Source organism: Neoroseomonas terrae (genome assembly GCF_018129025.1).
Lineage (GTDB): Bacteria > Pseudomonadota > Alphaproteobacteria > Acetobacterales > Acetobacteraceae > Neoroseomonas > Neoroseomonas terrae.
Map to the genome: position 1 here is coordinate 1 of NZ_JAAEDI010000036.1, position 19,561 is coordinate 19,561.

17 protein-coding genes are annotated in these 19,561 nt (G+C 70.3%); 2 read left to right on the top strand and 15 right to left on the bottom strand.

Going from position 1 to position 19,561, the window contains the following annotated elements; genetic code table 11:
- Nucleotides 1-1,221, bottom strand: a 1,221-nt coding sequence (locus GXW78_RS24760; RefSeq protein WP_211871592.1) for a DUF3300 domain-containing protein, incomplete at its 3' end; no start/stop codon positions are given.
- A 145-nt stretch (nt 1,222-1,366) separates the two neighbouring features.
- Between GXW78_RS24760 and GXW78_RS24765 the strand changes: the two genes are divergently transcribed.
- Complete coding sequence (locus GXW78_RS24765; protein ID WP_211871593.1) at nt 1,367-2,764, top strand: hypothetical protein; 1,398 nt, start codon at nt 1,367-1,369, stop codon at nt 2,762-2,764.
- Nucleotides 2,761-4,146, top strand: a complete 1,386-nt coding sequence (locus tag GXW78_RS24770; protein ID WP_211871594.1) for a hypothetical protein — start codon at nt 2,761-2,763, stop codon at nt 4,144-4,146. Before GXW78_RS24765 ends, GXW78_RS24770 begins: the two co-directional genes overlap by 4 nt.
- A 20-nt stretch (nt 4,147-4,166) precedes the next feature.
- Here GXW78_RS24770 and GXW78_RS24775 read toward each other — a convergent pair whose 3' ends face one another.
- The 14 genes from GXW78_RS24775 to GXW78_RS24840 form a co-directional block, all read right to left on the bottom strand.
- On the bottom strand, nt 4,167-4,595 hold the full coding sequence (locus GXW78_RS24775; protein WP_211871595.1) for a phosphotransferase: 429 nt from the start codon (nt 4,593-4,595) through the stop codon (nt 4,167-4,169).
- Nucleotides 4,592-5,383: a beta-ketoacyl synthase chain length factor gene (locus GXW78_RS24780; RefSeq protein ID WP_211871596.1), complete on the bottom strand. Its 792-nt coding sequence runs from the start codon at nt 5,381-5,383 to the stop codon at nt 4,592-4,594. The genes GXW78_RS24775 and GXW78_RS24780 overlap by 4 nt, the downstream gene beginning before the upstream one ends.
- Nucleotides 5,380-6,555 (bottom strand): beta-ketoacyl-ACP synthase, encoded by a 1,176-nt coding sequence (locus GXW78_RS24785; protein ID WP_211871597.1) that lies wholly within the window; start codon nt 6,553-6,555, stop codon nt 5,380-5,382. Before GXW78_RS24785 ends, GXW78_RS24780 begins: the two co-directional genes overlap by 4 nt.
- A gap of 136 nt (nt 6,556-6,691) precedes the next feature.
- Complete coding sequence (locus GXW78_RS24790) at nt 6,692-8,989, bottom strand: MMPL family transporter (protein ID WP_211871598.1); 2,298 nt, start codon at nt 8,987-8,989, stop codon at nt 6,692-6,694.
- Nucleotides 8,986-9,549 carry a LolA family protein gene (locus GXW78_RS24795; RefSeq protein ID WP_211871599.1) on the bottom strand — a complete coding sequence of 188 codons (564 nt, stop codon included), beginning with the start codon at nt 9,547-9,549 and terminating at the stop codon, nt 8,986-8,988. The genes GXW78_RS24790 and GXW78_RS24795 overlap by 4 nt, the downstream gene beginning before the upstream one ends.
- Nucleotides 9,546-10,451: an LpxL/LpxP family acyltransferase gene (locus GXW78_RS24800; RefSeq protein ID WP_211871600.1), complete on the bottom strand. Its 906-nt coding sequence runs from the start codon at nt 10,449-10,451 to the stop codon at nt 9,546-9,548. The genes GXW78_RS24795 and GXW78_RS24800 overlap by 4 nt, the downstream gene beginning before the upstream one ends.
- Nucleotides 10,448-10,741: a 3-hydroxyacyl-ACP dehydratase FabZ family protein gene (locus GXW78_RS24805; RefSeq protein ID WP_211871601.1), complete on the bottom strand. Its 294-nt coding sequence runs from the start codon at nt 10,739-10,741 to the stop codon at nt 10,448-10,450. Before GXW78_RS24805 ends, GXW78_RS24800 begins: the two co-directional genes overlap by 4 nt.
- Before the next feature lie 140 nt (nt 10,742-10,881).
- On the bottom strand, nt 10,882-11,904 hold the full coding sequence (locus tag GXW78_RS24810) for a succinylglutamate desuccinylase/aspartoacylase family protein (RefSeq protein ID WP_211871602.1): 1,023 nt from the start codon (nt 11,902-11,904) through the stop codon (nt 10,882-10,884).
- Between the two features lie 8 nt (nt 11,905-11,912).
- Nucleotides 11,913-12,896 (bottom strand): ABC transporter ATP-binding protein, encoded by a 984-nt coding sequence (locus tag GXW78_RS24815; protein WP_211871603.1) that lies wholly within the window; start codon nt 12,894-12,896, stop codon nt 11,913-11,915.
- Entirely contained in the window at nt 12,893-13,864 is a 972-nt protein-coding gene (locus tag GXW78_RS24820) for an ABC transporter ATP-binding protein (RefSeq protein WP_338147840.1), read from the bottom strand. Before GXW78_RS24820 ends, GXW78_RS24815 begins: the two co-directional genes overlap by 4 nt.
- Nucleotides 13,861-14,748, bottom strand: coding sequence for an ABC transporter permease (locus GXW78_RS24825; protein ID WP_211871604.1), 888 nt, complete (start codon nt 14,746-14,748; stop codon nt 13,861-13,863). The genes GXW78_RS24820 and GXW78_RS24825 overlap by 4 nt, the downstream gene beginning before the upstream one ends.
- On the bottom strand, nt 14,741-15,685 hold the full coding sequence (locus GXW78_RS24830) for an ABC transporter permease (RefSeq protein ID WP_211871605.1): 945 nt from the start codon (nt 15,683-15,685) through the stop codon (nt 14,741-14,743). Before GXW78_RS24830 ends, GXW78_RS24825 begins: the two co-directional genes overlap by 8 nt.
- Nucleotides 15,686-15,689: 4 nt before the next feature.
- Nucleotides 15,690-17,261, bottom strand: a complete 1,572-nt coding sequence (locus GXW78_RS24835) for an ABC transporter substrate-binding protein (protein ID WP_211871606.1) — start codon at nt 17,259-17,261, stop codon at nt 15,690-15,692.
- Between the two features lie 86 nt (nt 17,262-17,347).
- A complete protein-coding gene (locus GXW78_RS24840) occupies nt 17,348-19,519 on the bottom strand; it encodes a N,N-dimethylformamidase beta subunit family domain-containing protein (protein WP_211871607.1) in 2,172 nt (723 codons plus the stop codon).
- Between the last annotated feature and the right edge of the window lie 42 nt (nt 19,520-19,561).

Genomic DNA, 19,561 nt, shown 5'->3' on the forward strand with positions numbered 1-19,561 from the left:
GCTCAGCCCGGGACGATCGCCGCCGCCAGGGCGCCCGCCATCCAGGCCAGGGCGATCGCCCCCGCCGGGTCGGTTGCCGCCGCCCAGGCCCGGCCTGTCCCCACCGCCGGCGCCCGCCCGGCGATCGCCGATCCCGCCGCCACGTTCCGCCTGGTCGATCCGCCCACGCATCTGGTCGCGCGCCTGCGCGCGATCCCCGCTGCCGGCCGCGCCGCCGCGGTTGCCCGCGAAGCGGTTGCGCACATCGTTGTTGCTGTAGGCGACGCCGTGCCGGTGGCTCGAATCGTGACGCCAGGTGTTGTTGCTGATCTGCGCGCGATTGGCGTTGATGTTGTTGTAGCGATTGACGTTCACATCCACGTCGCCGCGGCCCCAGCCAGGGCTCGCCCAGCCCCACAGCGACCCGACGATCGCGGCCCCGCCGGCGAAGGCCATGCCCGTCAGCAGCGCATTGCCGACATTCCAGCCCACCGGCGGCGGGTAGTAGACGGGCGGGCTCGCGGGATACGGCCAGGTGCCGTAGACGACATTCGGGTTGTAGGCCGGCACATAGACGGTGTCCGGCTGCGCCGGTGCGATGGTGATGACCTGCGGCGGCGGCGCGACAGCCGGCGGCGGCGCGCCGGGTGCCGGCGGCGGCACGTTCACCGTCTGCGTCACCGTCACCGTCTGCTGCGGCCCGGATTGCAGTGTGCCCGCCGTCTGCGCGCGACCACGCAGCACCTGAACGGCGTTCATCACATCCTGTTGCTGGCCCAGCACCGCATCGCCCAGCTGCTGCGTCCAGTCGAGCTGGTCGTTCATCATCGTCAGCACGTCGGGGAAGGGCAGCAGCGACTTCACCGACGGGTCCCAGCTCTGTGCCGTCAGCGCCTGCGCCAGCGCATCCCCGCGGAGCGCCGCGTTCTGGCCCTGTCCGAGCCACCGCTTCGCCTGCACGATCTCGAGCGGATAGGTTGCGGCCATCAGCATCTGCATCAGCAGGTCGTCGGGATACAGCGCGACCGGTGCCAGAAGCTGTTCGAGCTGCGCCTGGGTCAGCCGGTCCTGCTGGCCAGTCGTCGCGACCGCCTGCGGCGCGGCGGCCGGTGCCGTCTGCCCCAGGGCGCGCGGCGGCAGCGCCGTCGCGGCGATCACGGCCGCGGCGCCGATGAACAGGGCAACCGATGTCAGCAACCCGTGACGGTGGTTGCGCCCCGCGGACGATCCGGGTCTGTCCATGCCATCTTCTCTCCATCGGCGCCGCGCCGATCAGGCGCAAGCCTAGGACGATGTCGCGGATCGCGGGAGGATGCACGCGGATGATGGCCGAGGCTTCACATGGAGATGATGGGGAGATGACCGCCGGCCGTATGGCGCCCCCGACGTGACCGCCTTCGCCGCCATCCTCGCCGGCGCCACGATGCTGCTCTGGCCGGCCGTCCTGAACGGCTATCCGCTGGTGTTCAGCGATACCGGCGGCTTCCTGCACCAGACCCTCGGGCCGCTGATGCTGTGGGACAAGCCCTGGGTCTATGGGCCGGTGCTGCACCTGTTCCACTGGCGGATCTCGCTTTGGCTGCCGCTGGCGGCGCAGGGGCTTCTCGTCTCCCACCTGCTGTGGCTGGTGCAGCGCGGGGTGGCCGGGCGCGCGTCGCCGGGGCTGCACGTCGGGGTGTGCCTGCTTGCCGCGGCGCTGACCACGGCACCGTTCACCGTGGCGATGCTGATGCCGGACATCTTCGCGCCGGTCGTGGTGCTCGCGGTCTTCCTGCTCGGCCCGGCACGGGACGCACTCGGCGCGGTCGAGCGCGGCTGGCTGCTGCTGCTCGCCACCATCGGCATCGCGTCGCACCTGTCGCATGTGCCGCTCGCCGCGGCGATGGCAGGGGTCGCATTCCTCGCCGGCCTGCCGCGCCGTCGCGGCATTCGCGACGCCGCCTGGACCGCGCTGCCGCTCGCCGCCGCGATGGCGCTGCTGCTGGGGACCAACCTCGTGGGGCATGGCCGTGCTACCCTGTCGCCGCACGGCGCCACCTTCATGCTGGCGCGGCTACAGGCTGACGGCCCCGCCGCCGAGGTGATCCGCGCCCACTGCCCGGCCTCGGGCTGGTATCTCTGCGCCTTCGCCGACCGCCTGCCGATGGATGCGAACGACTTCCTGTGGGACGCCGACAGCCCGGTGAACCGCGACCCGCAGGGCGTGCCGCGCTTCCTCGGCGGCGCACTGATTTCGGCCGAAGCCGGCCAGATCGTCGCCGAGACGCTGCGCGCACACCCCTTCGCAATCGCCATGTCCACGCTGCGGAACACGCTGCGGCAACTCGTCACCGCCAGGGCCGGCGACACGCTGGGCGCAGAGATCCTGACTATTGCGTTGCGGCCGCGCATCGCCGAGGGCTTCCCGCCCCGCGAACTCGCCGCCTTCGATGCCGGGATGCAGGCGCGGGGCGGGCTGGCCGCCGCCGTCGCCTGGCTGGCGCCGCTGCACGTCGCCGCCCTGCTACTGGCACTGCCGCTGCTGGCATGGGCCGGCTGGCGGGCGTGGTGCGCGCGCGACGCGCTCGCGCTCGCCTTCCTGGCGATGATCGTCGTCGGTGTGGTGGCGAACGCCGCTGCGACGGGGGGTCTCTCGGGCGTCTTCCCGCGATACCAGGCACGCGTCGCCTGGCTGCTGCCGGTCGCCGCGCTATTGCTGTTGCGTGCGCCGTTGCGACGGCGCCACGCTGCGACGGCGCCGGATGCCGTCGCGCCGGTCGAACCGCCATCCGGGAGGCCCGCTTGATCGCGTTCCCTGCCATTCTCGCCGGCGCGGCGATGCTTCTGTGGCCGGCGCTGGTCAATGGCTACCCGCTGGTGTTCATCGACAGTGTCTCCTACCTCGGCCAGGCCCTGTTCCCCGAATGGCCGTGGGACAAGACGCCCGCCTATGGCGCCTTTCTGGCGTTTGCCCATTGGGGCTGGACGCTGTGGCTGCCGGCGGCGGCACAGGGGCTGATCCTGTCGCACCTGCTTTGGCTCGCGCAGCGTGGCATTCGCGGCGAGACCTCGTGGATGCTGCACGTCACGCTTTGCGCCGCTCTCGCCGCCTTCACATCGGCGCCGTGGTTCGCCGCGATGCTGATGCCCGACGTCTTCGCCGCCATCGGTCCGCTCTGCCTGCTCCTGATCGGCTTTGCACGGGACCGGCTGGCAACGGCCGAGACGGTCTGGCTGACGCTGCTCGGCGCCTTCGCCATTGCCACGCATCTGTCGCACCTGCCGACGGCGCTGGCCCTCGTCGTCTTCATCGCCATCGTGGCGCGCGGCGTCGTTCCCGCGCTGCGGGCGGCGCTGCCGGTCGCGCTGGCCGCGGCCGGGCTGGTCGCCGCCAATGCCTGGACCCTGGGCCAACCCACGCTGTCGCCGAACGGCGCGGTCTTCCTGCTCGCACGGCTGCAGGCGGATGGCCCCGCCGCGCGGACCATCCGTGCCCGGTGCCCGGGCGCCGGCTGGCATCTCTGCGGCTTCGTCGACCGGTTGCCGATGGACAGCGACACCTTCCTGTGGGACCCGCAATCGCCGCCCAACCGCACCGTCGATGGGCAGCCGATCCCGATGGGCGGCCGTCGCCTCGCGCCCGAGGCGGCCGCCATCATCGCGGCCACCTTGCGAGAGCAGCCGGCCGAGGTCGCCGAGGCGATGGCACGCAACGGCCTGCTGCAACTCTGGCGCTTCCAGATCGGCGATACGCTGGGCGACCGTTATCTGGCGGAGTCCGCACGGCGCGCGGTGTCGCGGATGCCGCTGCCGGAGCTCGAAGCCTTTGACGCCGGCGCGCAGATGCGCGGGGAACTGCCGGCTATCGCGCGCCCCTGGGCGGCGCTTCAGATGCCGGTGGTGCTCGCTTCCGCCGCCCTGCTGCTGGTGGCGCTGCTGCGTGCGGCGTGGCGCCGTGAACGCGCGGTGGCGGGTCTCCTCGGGGGCGTGGTCATCGCCGTGGTGGTCAATGCCTTCGCCACCGGCGCGCTGTCGGCGCCTGTGGACCGCTATCAGGCCCGCATCGTCTGGCTGCTGCCGCTGGCCGCCGTGCTCGGCCTGGCGCCACGCTTCGGCATCGGGCTGACGGATGCCGAGCGGGTCCGGGCGCGGCTGAACGAGTGGCAGGCGTCATCGGCACCATCCTGACTCGCGCGCGGCGGGCGCGATCACCCCAGCACGACCGTCGCGCGCCCCGACAGCAGCAGGCGCCCATCCCCGGCTACCTCGAAGGCGTAGATGAAGCCGCGGCTCTCGCGCGCCAGCGCCGTCACCGCGATCGCCAGTTCCCCGGCGACATCGTCCAGCCGCTCCGTTGCCATCGTCACGCCCGACAGTGCCGCGAGAAACCCCGCGCCCTGCGCCGCGCCCGCCGTCAGCGCACCGTGCAGCGCCATCGCCTGCAGCGCGTATTCCAGCCCGCACACGGCGGGCAGCATGCCGTCGCGCCGCAACGGGTGGTCAGGGTCGCGATGCCCCGCGGCGGTGCAGGCCAACCGCTCCTCGTCGCAGGACACGACGCGATCCAGCAGGCACATCGCGCCCTGATGTGGCACCAGCCGCGCGATCGCCGCGCGATCGGCCGGCAGGCCCGTCACGGCGCCACGGCGACGTCAAGCGCAGCCGCCTCCGGCAGGGCGAAGGACAGCGTCGCGGGCTGGCCTGCCGCCAGCGCGACCAGCAGGGGCAGGGCGCGTGCCGCGGGATTGCCCGCGCGGACCGCATCAAGGCCCGCCGGAAGTGCCGGCTCCGTCAAGGGCCCGCCGGCACGGTATCCCACCCGCAGGCTACCGAGCGCCGCACCCTCCGGCACCAGCAACAGCGCGGCAGCGAAGCTGCCCTCTCCAGGATTCAGCGCCGCCAGCGGCGGCGGCAGCGGCACGTCATGCACCACCAGCAGCACCGGCGCCTTCTGAGCGGTCACCTGAGCCACCGCCGTCATCAGCCCCGTTGCGAAGACGAAGTCATGCCCGCCGAGGCTGACCGACGGCCGCGCCGACCCCGCCGCGATGCCCCAATACCCCGCCGCGGCGTTGTGCACGGAATTGTGGAACTGCGTCGGGGAGATCGCGCCGTCCGGCTCATGCAGCGCCTCGAGGATGGAGACGATCACCTGTCCTTCGCCATTCGCGCTGGCGAAGACGCTGTCCAATTCCTCTGGCGGCAAGCCGCTCGCCTGCACCGCCTCCGCGGCGACGGCGAGGGCCAGCCGCACGGATGGCCCGGTGCGCCGCCGCTCGGTGGCCGGAAGCATCGCCGGGACGGGGGGCGTGACCGGCGCCGGGGCGAAGGACGTGTGCCCCGCCAGCACCGGCCGCGCCGCCGCCCAGCCGGCGAGCCCCGGCCCCAGCAAGCCGATTCCCGCGATCCCTACGGCCGGCGTCACGGGATTCGCCCGATCACGAGCGCGCAGTTGCTGCCGCCGAAGCCGAAGGAGTTGGACAGCACCCGGTCGACCCGCGCCGCCCGGTTCTCCACCACAATTCCCGCGGTGAAACCCGGGTCCACGCGATCGACGCCGAGGCAACCCGGGACCAGCCCATCCTCGATGCAGATCGCCGCGATCGCCGCCTCCAGCGCCCCCGATGCGCCCAGCGCATGTCCTGTCCAGCCCTTGGTGGATGAACACGGCACGGCGTCGCCGAAGATGCGCGCGATGGCGCGGTCCTCCATGGCGTCATTCGCCCGCGTGCCCGTGCCATGCATGTTGACGTAGTCGATCGCCGCCGGCGCCAGCCCCGCCGCGCCCAGCGCCGCGCGCATCGCCGCGACTGCCCCATGCCCCTCGGGGTGCGGCGAGGACATGTGGTGCCCGTCGGCGGAAGCGCCCGCGCCGAGCAGGCCGATCCGCCCCGCATCTTCCGGCGACGCCCGCTCGATCAACGCGAAGGATGCGGCTTCGCCGATGGTGATGCCGTCCCTATCCTCGGCGCAGGGCCGCGTCGGGCCGCGAGACAACAATTCCAGCGAGGCGAAGCCGTGCAGCGTCAGCCGGCACAGGCTGTCCGCGCCGCCCACCACCGCGGCATCGGCGAAGCCCGCATCGATCAGCGCCGCCGCATCCAGGAAGGAACGCGCGCCAGAGGTGCAGGCCGTCGAGATCGACACGCAAGGCCCGGCCAGCCCCAGCCTTTCCCGCAGGTAGCGCGGCAGCGCGTGCAGATCGTGGGTCCGCGCGAAATCGTAGGGCGGCAGCGCGCCATCCGCGCCGCGGCGCGCCCAGGCGCGCTCCGTCTCCTCGATGCCGGAGGTGGAGGTGCCGAGCACCACCGCAATGCGGCCGGCGCCGATGCGCCCCTTCGCCTCCTCCACCGCCGCCACGAACCCGTCCTGGCGCAGCGCGAGCTCAGCCAGCCGCGCGTTGCGGCAGGCGAAGGCAGCGGCCGGTTCGATGGCCTCGGCCGCCGGCACCCGGCCGATCCAGACGCCGTCCGGCATGCAGGGCAGGTCGCAGGGGCGGAGCCCGCCGCGCCGGTTCCGCAGGGCATCTCGCGTCTCGGCCAGGCCGACGCCCATGGCGCTGATGGCGGTCATCGCGGTGATGCGGAAGGGGGTCACGGTGCCATGGTCCGGAACTGGAGGGACGACGCCCCGTCAACCTCAACCGCGTCAGGATCAGGGCAAGCCGGAACGCCCTTCGGCCCCTGACGGGGTGGATTGGGGAGGCCAAGCCCCGCCGGCTGCACCATCGCACTCATCGCCGCGGCGCCAGCGTGCAGGCGAGCAGGAACGCGCTCGCCACCCCGATGCACACGGTCAGTCCCGTCGCGTGCAGCACGGGGGTGCGGCACAGGGCGAGCAGGCCGAAGGTGAGCAGGGTCGTGATCATGCAGGTGATGACGGCGCCGAGCGCGCGGGCGGCGTCCTCAATGTCCTCCCGGCCCGTCCGGGAAACGAACAGGGCATAGTCCATGCCGACGCCGGCCAGCAAGAGCGCCGCAGTCAGGTGGAACACGGTAATCCGTTCGCCCAGCGCATGGAGGGCGGCGAAGGTCAGCAGCAGCGCGCCGGCCAGCGACAGAGCGATGCGCAGCGCGCCCGCGACGCCCCGCCCGGCGCCCAGCAGCAGCAGGACCAGCACCCCGCCGACGGCGCCCCATCGCAGGGCGGTGCCGATGCCCTGGTCGAGCAGCGCCTCCGTCTCCCCCTTGATGTCCACCAGCATCAGGCCCGGCACCCCGGCCGCGGCAGCGCGCAGGGCGGTGGGGTCGCCGACACCCTCGGGCAACAGCAGGGCGCGCCAGCGCCCACCTTCCTCCCGCAGCAACGGGGAGAGCCGGGCGGCCAGCAGCGGTGCCTCGACAAGGCCACCCGGCGTCAGCGGCGGCAGGCCGCGCGCCTCGGCGACGCCGGTGAGGAAGGGCTGGAAAGCCGTGGCGCGGAAGGGCAGGTCGGTGCGCGCGGCCTCGACCCGGGCGGCGAGGGTCGCGTCATCCGGCAGCAGGGCAAGACGCGCGCGCTGCGTCTCGATGCTGGGCAGGTAGCGCGCCGGGTGATCGACGCCGGTGACGACGCCTGCGGCGAGCAGTGCCGCGGCGGCCTGTTCCGATGCGCGCAGCGCTGCTTCAGCGTTGGGGCCTTCGACCGACAGCAGCACGCGCACGTCGGGCGCGCCGATCTGCGCGCGCAGTTCCCCATCCAGCATCCGGACAGGCTCCGGCACCGGCGACAGCTCGGCGATGTCGCGCGCCAGACGCGGGCCGCCCGACAGCGCCAGCGCGACGGCGACGAGCACCAGCCCGGCCAGCACCGGCACGCGCAGCGACGGCAGGCGCAGCAACAGATGCGCGGCGCGTTCCGGCAGCGGGCGCACCGGAAGCCCTTCCGCCCGCAGCAGCGCCGGCAGCAGGAACCGCGTGGCGAGGGCGGACACCGCGAGCCCGGTCGCCGCGAACAGCCCCAGCTGCGCCAGCCCCGGAAAGCCTGACGCCAGCATGGGCACCAGCCCCGCCACCGCGGCGGCCACCGCCAGGCGCAGCGTCGGCCAGATGCGCCGCGCCGTGTCGCGCAGCGCCTCACCCGGCGCGCGGTTGGTGACCAGCAGGATCGGATAGTCGTCGCTGACGCCAAGCATCGTCATGCCGAAGCCGAGTGCCGCGCCATGCACATGGCCGAAGGTCAGGTCCACCACGAGCAGCCCGGCCAGCGTCCCGAGCGCGAGCGGCACCGCGACCACCGCCAGCATCATGGGCGAGCGGTAGCGCCAGAGCAGGAAGGCCGCGACCAGCACGAAGGACAAGGTCGAGACCAGCTTCACATCCGCCCGCACCGCCGCGGCGGCCTCAGCGGCGAAGACGCCGGGGCCGGAGACGAGCAGCCGCGCCCCTTCCGGCGGGCCGGCGGTCTGGAAGGCGTGGCGGAAGGCATCCACCGCTGTCTGCTGCGCGGTGATGTCGAGCCCGGCCGCGCGCGTCTCGGCCAGGATCAGCGCACGCGGCCCGGCCGCCATCCACACGCCGTTCTCGGTCGTGACGCGCGACGCCGAGGACCATCCGCGCACCAGCCCCAGGAAGCTGCCGGTCGGGTCGGCGAAGCCGAAGCGGCGAAAGATCCGCTCGGCGGAGGAGCGCAACCCGTCGAGCTGCGTCTCGAAGGATGCGCGGAGCGCCGCCTCGGTGAAGGCGTTGGGCGTCGTGGTGGGCGAGAGCGCATATCGATGCGCGAACAGCAGATCGATCTCGGCATCGCTGAGCAGTGGGACGCCATTGGCGACGACAGCGAACAGCCCGCTGCCGCGAAGCGTCTCCGCCATGCTGCGCGAGACCTGGGCGAGTTCCGCGGCCGGCGCGCCCTCGACGCCGGCGATCAGCAGCCGGGTCGCCGCGCCGTCGCGCAGCTCGCGCAGCAAAAAGGCCGCTTCGGGCGTGCGCGACTGCGGCAGAAAATCCGCGATGTCGCTGCGCAGCGTCACCTCCCGCAGCGCCAGCGGGAAGGCGGCGCTGAGCACCGCCAGTGCCAGCAGCAGCGGCAGGAAGCCCAGCAGGCGCGTCATGGGGTGGGCGTCACCACCATGCGGCTATGGCCGTCGCGGCCATGAATCTCCATCAGGCGAATGGCGCCGCCTTCGCCTTCCAGCGTGATGCGCTGCACCGCCGCCAGCACGCGATTCGACAGCGGCACCAGCAGCAGGCGCCAGTGCGGGAGAGCGCCCGAGAACTCGACGCGGAAATGGCGCCGCAGCGTCGCCGCATCCCCCGCATGGGTGGCACGGACGGCTTCGACCAGCGGCCGGACCTCGGGGGCGGTGTCGAAGTCGATCTCCTGCCGGATGCCGCGGTCCGGGCGTTCCAGTAGCAGCCGGTCGCCCTCGACCAGAAGGCGTTCCTCAAAGGGCTCCGTGGTCAGCTTCTCCAGCCGATCGGGGGCGCGCCAGACCAGGACGCCGCGCGCGGTCAGCGGACGGTCGAGTTCCTGGAGTTCCTTCTCCTCGACGAAGGTCGCGCGGCTGGTCCGCCGCGCGGCCAGCGCAGCCATTACGGGGGCCATCGCATCCTGCGCCCGCGCCGCCACCGGCAGCAGGAGACAAGCGGTCAGGACAACGCGGCGCTTCAAGGATCCTCCTGCCAGAAATCGTAGAAGTTGAACCAGTTATACGGATGCGCCCGGCACACCTCGCTCAGTCGCGCAGCATATCGTTCAAGCCAGGAACGCAACGCCTCGGCTCGCGTTTCGCGCGGAAGGTCCAGCGCCTCGGTGAATGGCTCGAATCGCAGCAGGTACCGGCGGGGCCCCAGCCACAGCCCGAAGCCGAGGACCACCGGCGCGTGCAGAAGGGCGGCGAGGGCCATCGGGCCGCCGGGGAGGGGGGCCTCGCGGCCCAGGAAAGGCACCGGGATCACGCGTTCGCTGCGCGGTGCGCGATCCGCCAGCATGCCCACCACGCCACCACGGGCGATCACCTCCCGCGCCGCGAGCATCGCGCCGGGATCGCCAAGCTGGATGATCGAGGCCGCGCGCGTCGGGTCCAGGCTATCGAAAAGCGCATCCGCGGCCGTGCCAGCGCCGGCATGCATCAGCATGCGGACCTCGACCGGTGCGTCGGGCGCGGTGATGACGCGCAACGCTTCGAAGGACCCCATATGGGCGCTGAGCAGCACGACCCCCTGTCCCGCCGCGGCGTGGCCCAGCAGCAGGTCGAGGCCCTGGACCTCGACGCGGTACCCCGCCGTCCGACCGGTCAGAAGGAAGATGCGGTCGAGCATGGTCGCGGCGAAGCAGAAGTACAGCCGCCACAGGTCCCGCCAGGCAGGTTGCCGGCCCAGCGCGCGGGCGAGATAGCGACGCAGCGCCCGCTTCTGCGGCGCCGGCGAGGTCGTCATGAAGAACAGCGTGATCGGGTAGAGCAGCGCATGACCGACATGCCAGCCGAGGCCGAGCGCGATGCGCACCATCAGCCGCATCACGGCGCCACCGCCGCGTTCCGGCACGCGCGTCCAGGCGGCGGCTTCGGTCACGCGGCGAATCGCAGCTCGCCGGTCGCGACGGTGTGGCCTTCGACGGTGCAGGTGAAGCCGATGCGGGCGACGTCCAGCCGGATGAGCGCGACGTCGACGCGCTCCCCGGGCAGCACGGGGGCGGCGAATTTCGCGCGAGGCAATACCGTGGCGGGCGTAAGCGCGAACGCGCGACGGGCGGCGGTGATCACCTGGTCCAGCAACACCACGCCAGGCACGACCGGCCGGCCCGGGAAATGGCCGGGCAGGGCGGGGTGGTCAGGGCTGATGGTGAAGTGGCGCGTGGTCACGCCGGGGCTTCAACACGCCCAGCGGCGGTCCCGCAAGGGGCCTAGAGCACGCGGCCGGCCTGCGCTCACGCCGGCTGCCGCAGTCTTTCGTTTCGGGGTCATCGTCACGCCGCGGATGAGCCCGTCCGAACGCGACCTGCTCACACGGCCAGATCGCCGGCCAGGTGGAACAGGCAGTCGCCCCGCTTGGTGCGGGCGGGGACGCGCTTGCACATCACGATGCCCGCGGCCTTGAAGGCGATGTCGACCGGCGGCAGCCAGGGTGTCTCGGGGATGTGAATACGCGCGGCCGGGGTCCCGGGCGCAACAGTGTCGCCCAATTCAACCAAGGGTTCGAAGACGCCATTCTCCGGCGCATAGACGTACATGTCCGGCCCGCGGACATCGAGGAAGCGCGTCGGGATCGGCGGCTCGACCCAGTGCTCCTTTCCCAGGATGCCAAGGTGAACCAGCAGGTTGCGCAGCCCTCGCTCGGCGATGGCGAGCCCCGAGGCGTTCACCGCGCCGGCCCCGCCGAGTTCGGTGCCGAGCGCGATCTTGCCGCGCCGGTCCGCCCCGCTCCCCAGCGTCTGGTCCCCACCCTGACCCTGCGCGCCGCCCTGGATGTAGGTGTAGGGCGCGCCGAACGCCCGAAGCGCGGCGAGCTGCTTCCGGTACATCGCCGGGTCGCCCGACTGCTTGGCGAGGGCCGTCGGGATGTAGTTCAGCGACGATCCGCCTGAATGCAGGTCGATGACGAGATCCGCGAGCGGGATGATCTCGCTGTCGATGTAATGCGCGATCTGCCGCGTGACGGTGCCGTCCGGATCGCCGGGGAAGATGCGGTTCATGTTGAGGTCGTCGATCGGCGAGACGCGCCGGCCGATCAGCGCGGCCGGATAGTTGGCCATGGGCAGCATGATGACGCGGCCGCGGATCATGCCCGGTTCGAGGAACTTGATGAGGTTGGCCAGCGCCACCTGGCCCTCGTATTCGTCGCCATGGTTGCCGGAGGAGAAGAAGGCCGTCGGTCCCTCGCCGTTCTTCACCACCACGATCGGGATGGGCAGGAACCCGTAGGCACTGTCATGGGTCGAATGGAACAGGCGGAGGAAGCCGGTCTGCTTGCCGTCCTTCGCGAAGTCCACCTCCGGGACCAGGCGGGACTTTCTTGCTTCTGGCATGGCGTTCCTTAGCTGTCGGTCAGGTGGCAGGCGACCTGGTGGCCGGTCGCGGTCTCGCGCAGGTCGGGCGCGCGTTCGCGGCAGACCGGCATCACATGCGGGCAGCGCGTGTGGAAACGGCAGCCGGAAGGCGGGTTCAGCGCGGAGGGGATGTCGCCGGTGATCCGCTCCCGCTTGCCGCGCGATCGCTGCGCCGGGTGCTGCGCCGGCACCGCGGCGATCAGCGCCTGGGTATAGGGGTGGCGGGGTGCCGCGTAGATCGTCGCCTTGTCCGCGACCTCGACCACCTTGCCGAGATACATCACTGCGACGCGGTCGGAGATGTGGCGCACGACCGACAGGTCATGCGCGATGAACAGATAGGTCAGCCCCATTTCCCGCTGCAGGTCCTGCAGCAGGTTGACGATCTGCGCCTGGACGGAGACGTCGAGCGCCGAGACCGCCTCATCGCAGACGATCAGCCGAGGATGCAGGATCAGCGCGCGGGCGATACCGATGCGCTGCCGCTGCCCACCCGAGAATTCATGCGGGAAGCGGTCCATCGCGCGCGCCGGCAGGCCGACCTTGCCGAGCATTTCCGTCACCTTGGCGCGCGTCTCGGCGCCCGGTCGCGCGCCATGGATCACCAGTGGCTCGGCGATGATGTCCTCGACCGACATGCGCGGGTTCAGCGCGCCATAGGGGTCCTGGAAGATGATCTGCATGGAGCGGCGGAAGCCGCGCATCTCCATGCGGCCGATGCGCGTGATCTCATTGCCGTCGAACGCGATGCTGCCGGCGGTGGGTTCGATCAGCCGCAGCAGCAGCCGGCCGAGCGTGGATTTGCCGCAGCCGGATTCACCGACCAGGCCGAGCGTCTCCCCAGCATTGATCGTGAATGAGACATCGTCCACGGCCTTGAGCGTCGCCGTCCGGCCGAGGCCGAACATGCCGCGCGCGCCGACCTCGAAATGCTTCGACAGCGCTGTGGCGGCGATCAGCGGCGTCGTCATGCGAGTTCGCGTGCCCGGAAGCAGGCGGCGGTGTGGGCAGTCTCCAGCGCCTCAAGCGGCGGGATCGCCGCCGAGCAGGAGGCGACAGCGTAAGTACAGCGCGGGCTGAAGCGGCAACCGGGCGGGCGACGCGCTGGTTCCGGCAGCGTGCCGGGAATCGCGACGAGGCGCGGCCTGTCTTCCGTCAGCGACGGCACGCACTCCAGCAGCCCGCGTGTATACGGATGCATCGGGTGGTCGAAGATGGTCGCGACCGGCGCTTCCTCGATGACGCGGCCGGCATACATGACCAGCACGCGGTCGGCCGTCTCCGCGATCACGCCCATGTTGTGGGTGATGATCATGATGGCCATGCCGTACTCGTCGCGAAGGTCCATCAGCAGGTCGAGGATCTGCGCCTGGATCGTCACGTCGAGCGCGGTGGTGGGCTCATCCGCGATCAGCAGCTTCGGATTGCAGGCGAGCGCCATGGCGATCATCACGCGCTGGCGCTGCCCGCCCGACATTTGGTGCGGGTAATCGTCGAGCCGCCGCGAGGCCGAGGGGATGCCGACCTTGTCGAGCATGTCGATGGCGCGCTTGCGGAGATCCGACTTGGACAGGCGTTCATGCGCCGCGATCGTCTCCATGATCTGGTCGCCGATGGAGAAGACCGGGTTCAGCGACGTCATCGGCTCCTGGAAGATCATCGAGATCCCCGGGCCGCGAATGGCCTGCATGGCGCGGTCGTTGAGGCCGGTCAGGCGCTGACCGTTGAAGTGGACGTCTCCGGCCGCGATGCGCGCGGGCGGCTTCGGCAGCAGATCCATGATGGTCAGCGCCGTGACCGATTTGCCCGAGCCGGATTCGCCGACGATGCCAAGGATCTCGCCTTCCTTCAGCGAGAAGGAGACATCCTCGATAGCATTCACCTCGCCGCGCCCGGTCATGAAGGCGGTGGTCAGGCCGCGCACGTCCAAGAGCGTCACTGCTGGATCCTGAGCCGGGGGTCGAGGACGTCGCGCAGCCCGTCACCGAGCAGGTTCAGCCCCATCACGGTGATCATCAGCATCACGCCGGGAATGGTGATGATCCAGGGCGCCTCCCGCAGGAAGTCGCGGCCCTCTGCCATGATGTTCCCCCAGGTGGGGGTGGGCGGCACAGCGCCGACGCCGAGGAAGGACAGCGTCGCCTCCGACAGCACCGCATAGGCGAACAGGAAGGAAAGCTGCACGATCATCGGCGCCATGGCGTTGGGCAGGATGTGGTGGCGCAGGATGCGCCAATGCCCCGCACCGGCGGCGACGGCAGCCTGCACATACTCCATCTCCCGCAGCACGATGACGGATGACCGCACGATGCGCGCGGTGCGGGGGATGTAGACGATGGACAGCGCCAGGATGACGTTCAGCGTCGACGGCCCCAGCACCGAGGTCACGGCAATCGCGAGCAGGATGGCCGGGAAGGCCATCAGCGCGTCGTTCACCCGCATCAGCGCGTTGTCGAGCCGCCGGAAATATCCTGCCGCCGCGCCGATCAGCGTGCCGAACACCGCGTTCAGCGCGACGACCGACGCGCCGATGATCATCGATAGCTGCGCCCCCCACACCACGCGCGACCACAGCGATCGCCCGAAATTATCGGTGCCGAACACCCAGTTCTCGTCGGGTGGTAGGAACTTGTTGCGCATCGACAGGCGCTGTGGGTCGATATCCGTGATCCACGGCGCCGCGATGCCGATGCCCGCCACCACCCCGAACAGCAACAGCCCGGTCATGAACAGCTTGTGGTGAAGCAGCCGCCGCACAGCCGCACGCGCTGGGTGCTCGCGCTTGTGGGCGATCGCCTCCGCGTCCAGCACCGCCTCACTCATAGCGCACCCGTGGGTCGAGCACGGCGTAGAGCACGTCCACCGTGATGTTCACCATGACCAGGAAGGTCGTCACCAGCAGCAACCCGCCCTGCACCATCGGATAGTCGCGGTTCAGCACGGCCTGGGTCAGCAGCTGCCCCATGCCGGGAATGGAGAACAGCGCCTCCGTCACCACCGCGCCCGACAGCAGCAGGGATACGATGATGCCAACCACGGTCACGATCGGGATCAGCGCGTTGGACAGCGCATGCTTCAGCACGACCTTGCGCTGCGACAGCCCCTTGGCGCGCGCGGTCCGGATGTAGTCCTGCCGCAGCACCTCCAGCATCGACGACCGCGTGATGCGTGCGAGCAGACCCGCCTGGAGCAGGGCGAGCGAGAAGGCCGGCATCGCCAGGCTGCGCAGCCAGCCGACGGGATCGTCGCTGAAAGGCACATAGCCGCCCGAGGGCAACCAGCCGAGATGCACCGCGAACAGGATGATCATCAGCAGGCCAAGGAAGAAGTTCGGTACACTGATCCCGATCATGGCGAACATCATGGCCGCCTGATCGATCCATGTGTTCTGCCGGAGCGCGGCGATGATGCCGCTCGCGATGCCGATCAGCAGCGTGAAGACCATGGCGTAGAGCGACAGGCCGATCGTCACCGGCAGGCGTTCCATCGTCGCGGCGAACACGCCCGTTCCCAGTAGCAGCGACCGCCCAAGATCCCCCTGCGCGAGTCCGCGGTAGTAGTCGATCAGTTGCAGGTAGATCGGCTCGTCCAACCCGAGGTCGCGACGCAACTGCTCGATCTGCGCCGGCGTGGCGGACACCCCGGCGATCGCCGCCGCAGGGTCGCCGGGGATCAGCCGCATCAGCCCGAAGGAGATCAGGCTAACAATGAGAAGGACCGGGATCGCGCTCAGCAGTCTGCGGAAGGCGACCCCGATCATGGTGTTATCGCTGGATCCACACGTTGGAGAAGCGCGGGATGCGGAAGGGTACGAAGCCCTGCACGTTGGACCGCACCGCCTGCACCTTGGTCAGCGCCCCGAAGGGATAGGCATAGGCCCGCTCCAGGATCAGCCGCTGCATGTCCGCGAAACCCTGCTGGCGGGCGTCGGCGGTGCGTTCGTTGTTCATCCTGTTCCAGGCCGCCATCACGTCCGGGTCGTCATTGTTGTCGCGCGGGCGATAGGCGGCGTTGGGCGAGACCAGGAACTGCATCGTCGCCAGCGCGCCTAGCGCCGGCTGCGTGCCCCAGCCCGTATGGTAGAAATGCCATTCGTCGCTGTTCAGCCGCTGTGACATCTGCACGGAGGTCGGCCAGTCCACGACGCGAAGATTGGCATTGATGCCGACCGCGCGAAGCTGCTGCTGCATGACCAGCGCCGCATTGTACATCGGCGGGTAGTCGCGGTTGGTCAGCAGGATGATCGGCTCGTTGCGATACCCGGATTCACGCAGCAGCGCCCGGGCCCGCGCCTGGTCGTTGATGTTGTAGGTCTCGCGCCCGGCATCGGTGTAGCTGGGCTGGTTCGGGAACTGGAAGCCGACATTCAGGCGGTAATTGCCGTCCGTCGCCGCATCCATGATGTCTTCCATGCCGAGCGCGGCCTGCACCGCGCGGCGGAAGGCGATGTTGTTGGTCGGCGGCGTGGAGGTGTTCGGCAGCGCGATCTGAATCCACCAGTTCTGCAGCGGCACCAGCGTGATCGCGTTGTTGCGCCGCAGCGTGTCGAGCGACCGCGTTGGCACGTCCTCCACGGCCTGGAGCGCACCCGTCTCAAGCCCTGCGACACGCGCGGAAGCCTCGGTCACGATGCGGAAGGTGACGGTATCCACGCAGGCCACGCGATACCCGCCGAAGCCGGTCCGCTGCTCGAAGGCGGTGTTGGGCTTGTAGCCGTCGAAGCGGCCAAGCCGCGCATGGCTGCCCGGGGTGAATTCCAGCAGCCGGAACGGCCCGGTGCCGACGGTCCGCAGCTGCTGCCGCTCGTCATTCTCGTGCTCCGACGGGATGATGACGATGGGCACCGAGAAGCTGGACAGCGCCTCGATGAAGGTCGGCTGCGCCTGCTTCATGCGGATGATGAAGGTGTGCGGGTCCGGCGTTTCCCAGCTCGCGACGTTGTCGAGCGTGCTGCGCTGCAACCCGATCCGGTTGTAGCGGTTGAAGGAAGCCGCGACATCCGCCGACGTCATCGGCTTCCCGTTGTGGAAGGTGATGCCCTGCCGCAGACGGAATGTGTAGGTCATCCCGTCGCCCGATTCCTCCATGCTCTCGGCGAGCTCGAGGATGGGCGCGTTGTTCTCGTCGCGCGTCATCAGCGATTCGTAGATGTTCATCGCGATGTTGCGGGTCGAGATGGTGTTGGACGTCATCTGGTCCAACGAATTCACATTGGCTTCCTGGCCGAACACGATGTCGCCACCGCGCGACGGACATTCGAACGGCGCCGCCTGCGCCGCCATTGGCAGGCCGAGGCCCACCGCCAGGATCGAGTACGCAAGATGAGAGCGCTTCATGAGCCCAATCTCCCGAAGTACCGCGGTGCCACCCGATTTTCACGAAGCGTCCGACGCGCGACGCGGCATGTCAACGGGGATGATGATCAGGGCATCGAGAAACGCGACAGCACGTTCTCCATGATGCGGCTGACATCGCCCTGGAAAGCGCCCTCCTGCCACAGGCTGCCGCACCAGGTGATCGATCCCGTGGCGAAGACGGCGCCACCGCCGGGGGTACTGAAGTGCACGATCTCGGCGCGCTTCAGCGCATCGGGGCTCTCGCCGGTGACGGTCGAAAGATGCGACAGCAGCTCCTCCGGCACGGTCACGAAGGATGCCGGCGGATCTTCCGATCGCGCGAGGACCGCGGTGTTTGCCGGCGTACCCAAGGCGAAATCCGCACGGTCCAGTTCGAATCCCGCCGCACCCCCGCCCGACAGGCCATAGTCGCCGAACACCTCGCTTTCGATGCCCTCGAAGATCCAGGCGTGCTGCGGGTCGTGCGCCTCGGGCCGGAGGCGGTAATGCGTGCCCTCGAACTTGCCCTGGCCGGAGAACCCGACGCCACCCAGCATCTGCGGCGGCCGCCGACTGCGACGCCATAGCCCCCCGTAGGCGCCGTCGGTCTGGTGCCAGTATTCGCCGGGCTCGGCCGCCCAGGCGCGGATGCCACCCTCCGACCGGCGCAGTTCCATCATCCCCGGCAGCGTCTGCGTCACCGCGATGCGCCAGTAGAAGCCATTGCCCCCCAGATACATCAGCCGCCCCGGCCCCCGATGCGCGTAGTCCATCAGCGCATCCAGCGTCTGGAGCGTGTGGTACTCGGGATGCGACCCCGTCAGCACGACGCGATAGGGCTTCAGCAGATCGACGCCTTCCTCGTGCAGGTCCTCATCGGTGATCACGTCGAAGGCGATGCCCTTGGCTTCCAGCCAGGCGAGCAGATGCGTATCCGCCGGATAGTGCCGCAGCCCCGACCCGCGGGCATCGTCGAAGGTCAGGAAACCCGGCCGCATCGTCAGGATCGGCCGCAGCCGCGAGGAAAACGCGAAGCCGCTGCCATCAGGGTGCTTGTTGTAGGTGGACCGCCCATAGACGGGGAAATCATCCGGATTATGCGGGTAGGCGCCCCAGGCGGCGACGCGCGCCTTGTATGCGGCATCGGCATTCCCGCGCGCGTGATTGGCATAGGCCTGATAGGTGAAGGTGGAGGCCAGGAAGGCCACCGGCGCCCGTGCGCTGCCCTTGGGGGGCAAGACATAGAGCGGCAGCCAGTCCTCCCCGCCCGCGCAGGTCAGATGCAGCGCATAGGCGCCGCTCGGCAGGTCCTCCGGCACCGTGAAATGGAAGTCCGCCTGCCAGCCGCAATCGCCAAGGTCGTCCGCGTGGAAGTGGATGGCGGCGTAGTCCTCCGGCGCATGCCGCCAGCACATCTCGCGTCCCGACCAGCGCGCGCCCACCATGGCGCGGGTCGGCACATTCACCAGATACCCGTCGCAATGCTGGCCGCCGATGTCGAGGATGCGCTGTGTCGGCGTGTCGCGCGCGAAATCCCAGCCGGCGACCGGCGCCAGTTCAGCCAGCGTCGCTCCCGGCTGCGGAAAGCTGTCGCGATACCCCTCCAGCAGCGCAGGGTCCTCGATCTTCGCCGTCAGGTGCCGGCCGCCGGCCGCATCCGCCGCAATGACAAGCCGCCCGCCACCGGGCGGCAGGCGAAGGCCCGGCATCACCGCCGTCGCGACGCTCTCCGCCCCACCATCCAACGCCACCATGCCAACCGTGACGCGGCCCGACCCCGCGTCCGCACTGAGCCACAGCCGATGCCACGCACGCAGCGCCGGTGTTTGCGGCGTCGCGACAACGCCATCCGCCACGGTGCCGGTCACGCCGGCCGGACCGATCGACAGCCTCGCGGCGACGCCGTCCGCGACCTCCGCGATCACCACCGCCTCCTCCTGCGGCAGCGCGCCCAGCCACATCAGCGCCGTCCAGGTGAGCGGCCCCGGCCCGCGCCGCGGCGCGCGCGGTACCACCGCATGCGACCCGAGCCGGATCTCCTGCCGCCGCCCAGCGAAGGTGATGTCGAAGCGATGCGACAGATCCTCGAAGCGCAACCCTGGCCCGGCCGGGTTAGGATCGCCCGAGATCACCCGCACCAGCCTCGCCCGCGCCTCCCCGCCATCCCGCACGCTGACATGGGCGGCGAAATGCTCGCCGGGCCGGTGCGAGAAGCGGTCGAGATAGCCGGTGATCGGAAGTTCTGCGGGCGGCGGCATGCAGGGCTCCTCGACAGGGAACGCTACGAAGCCTCCGATGCG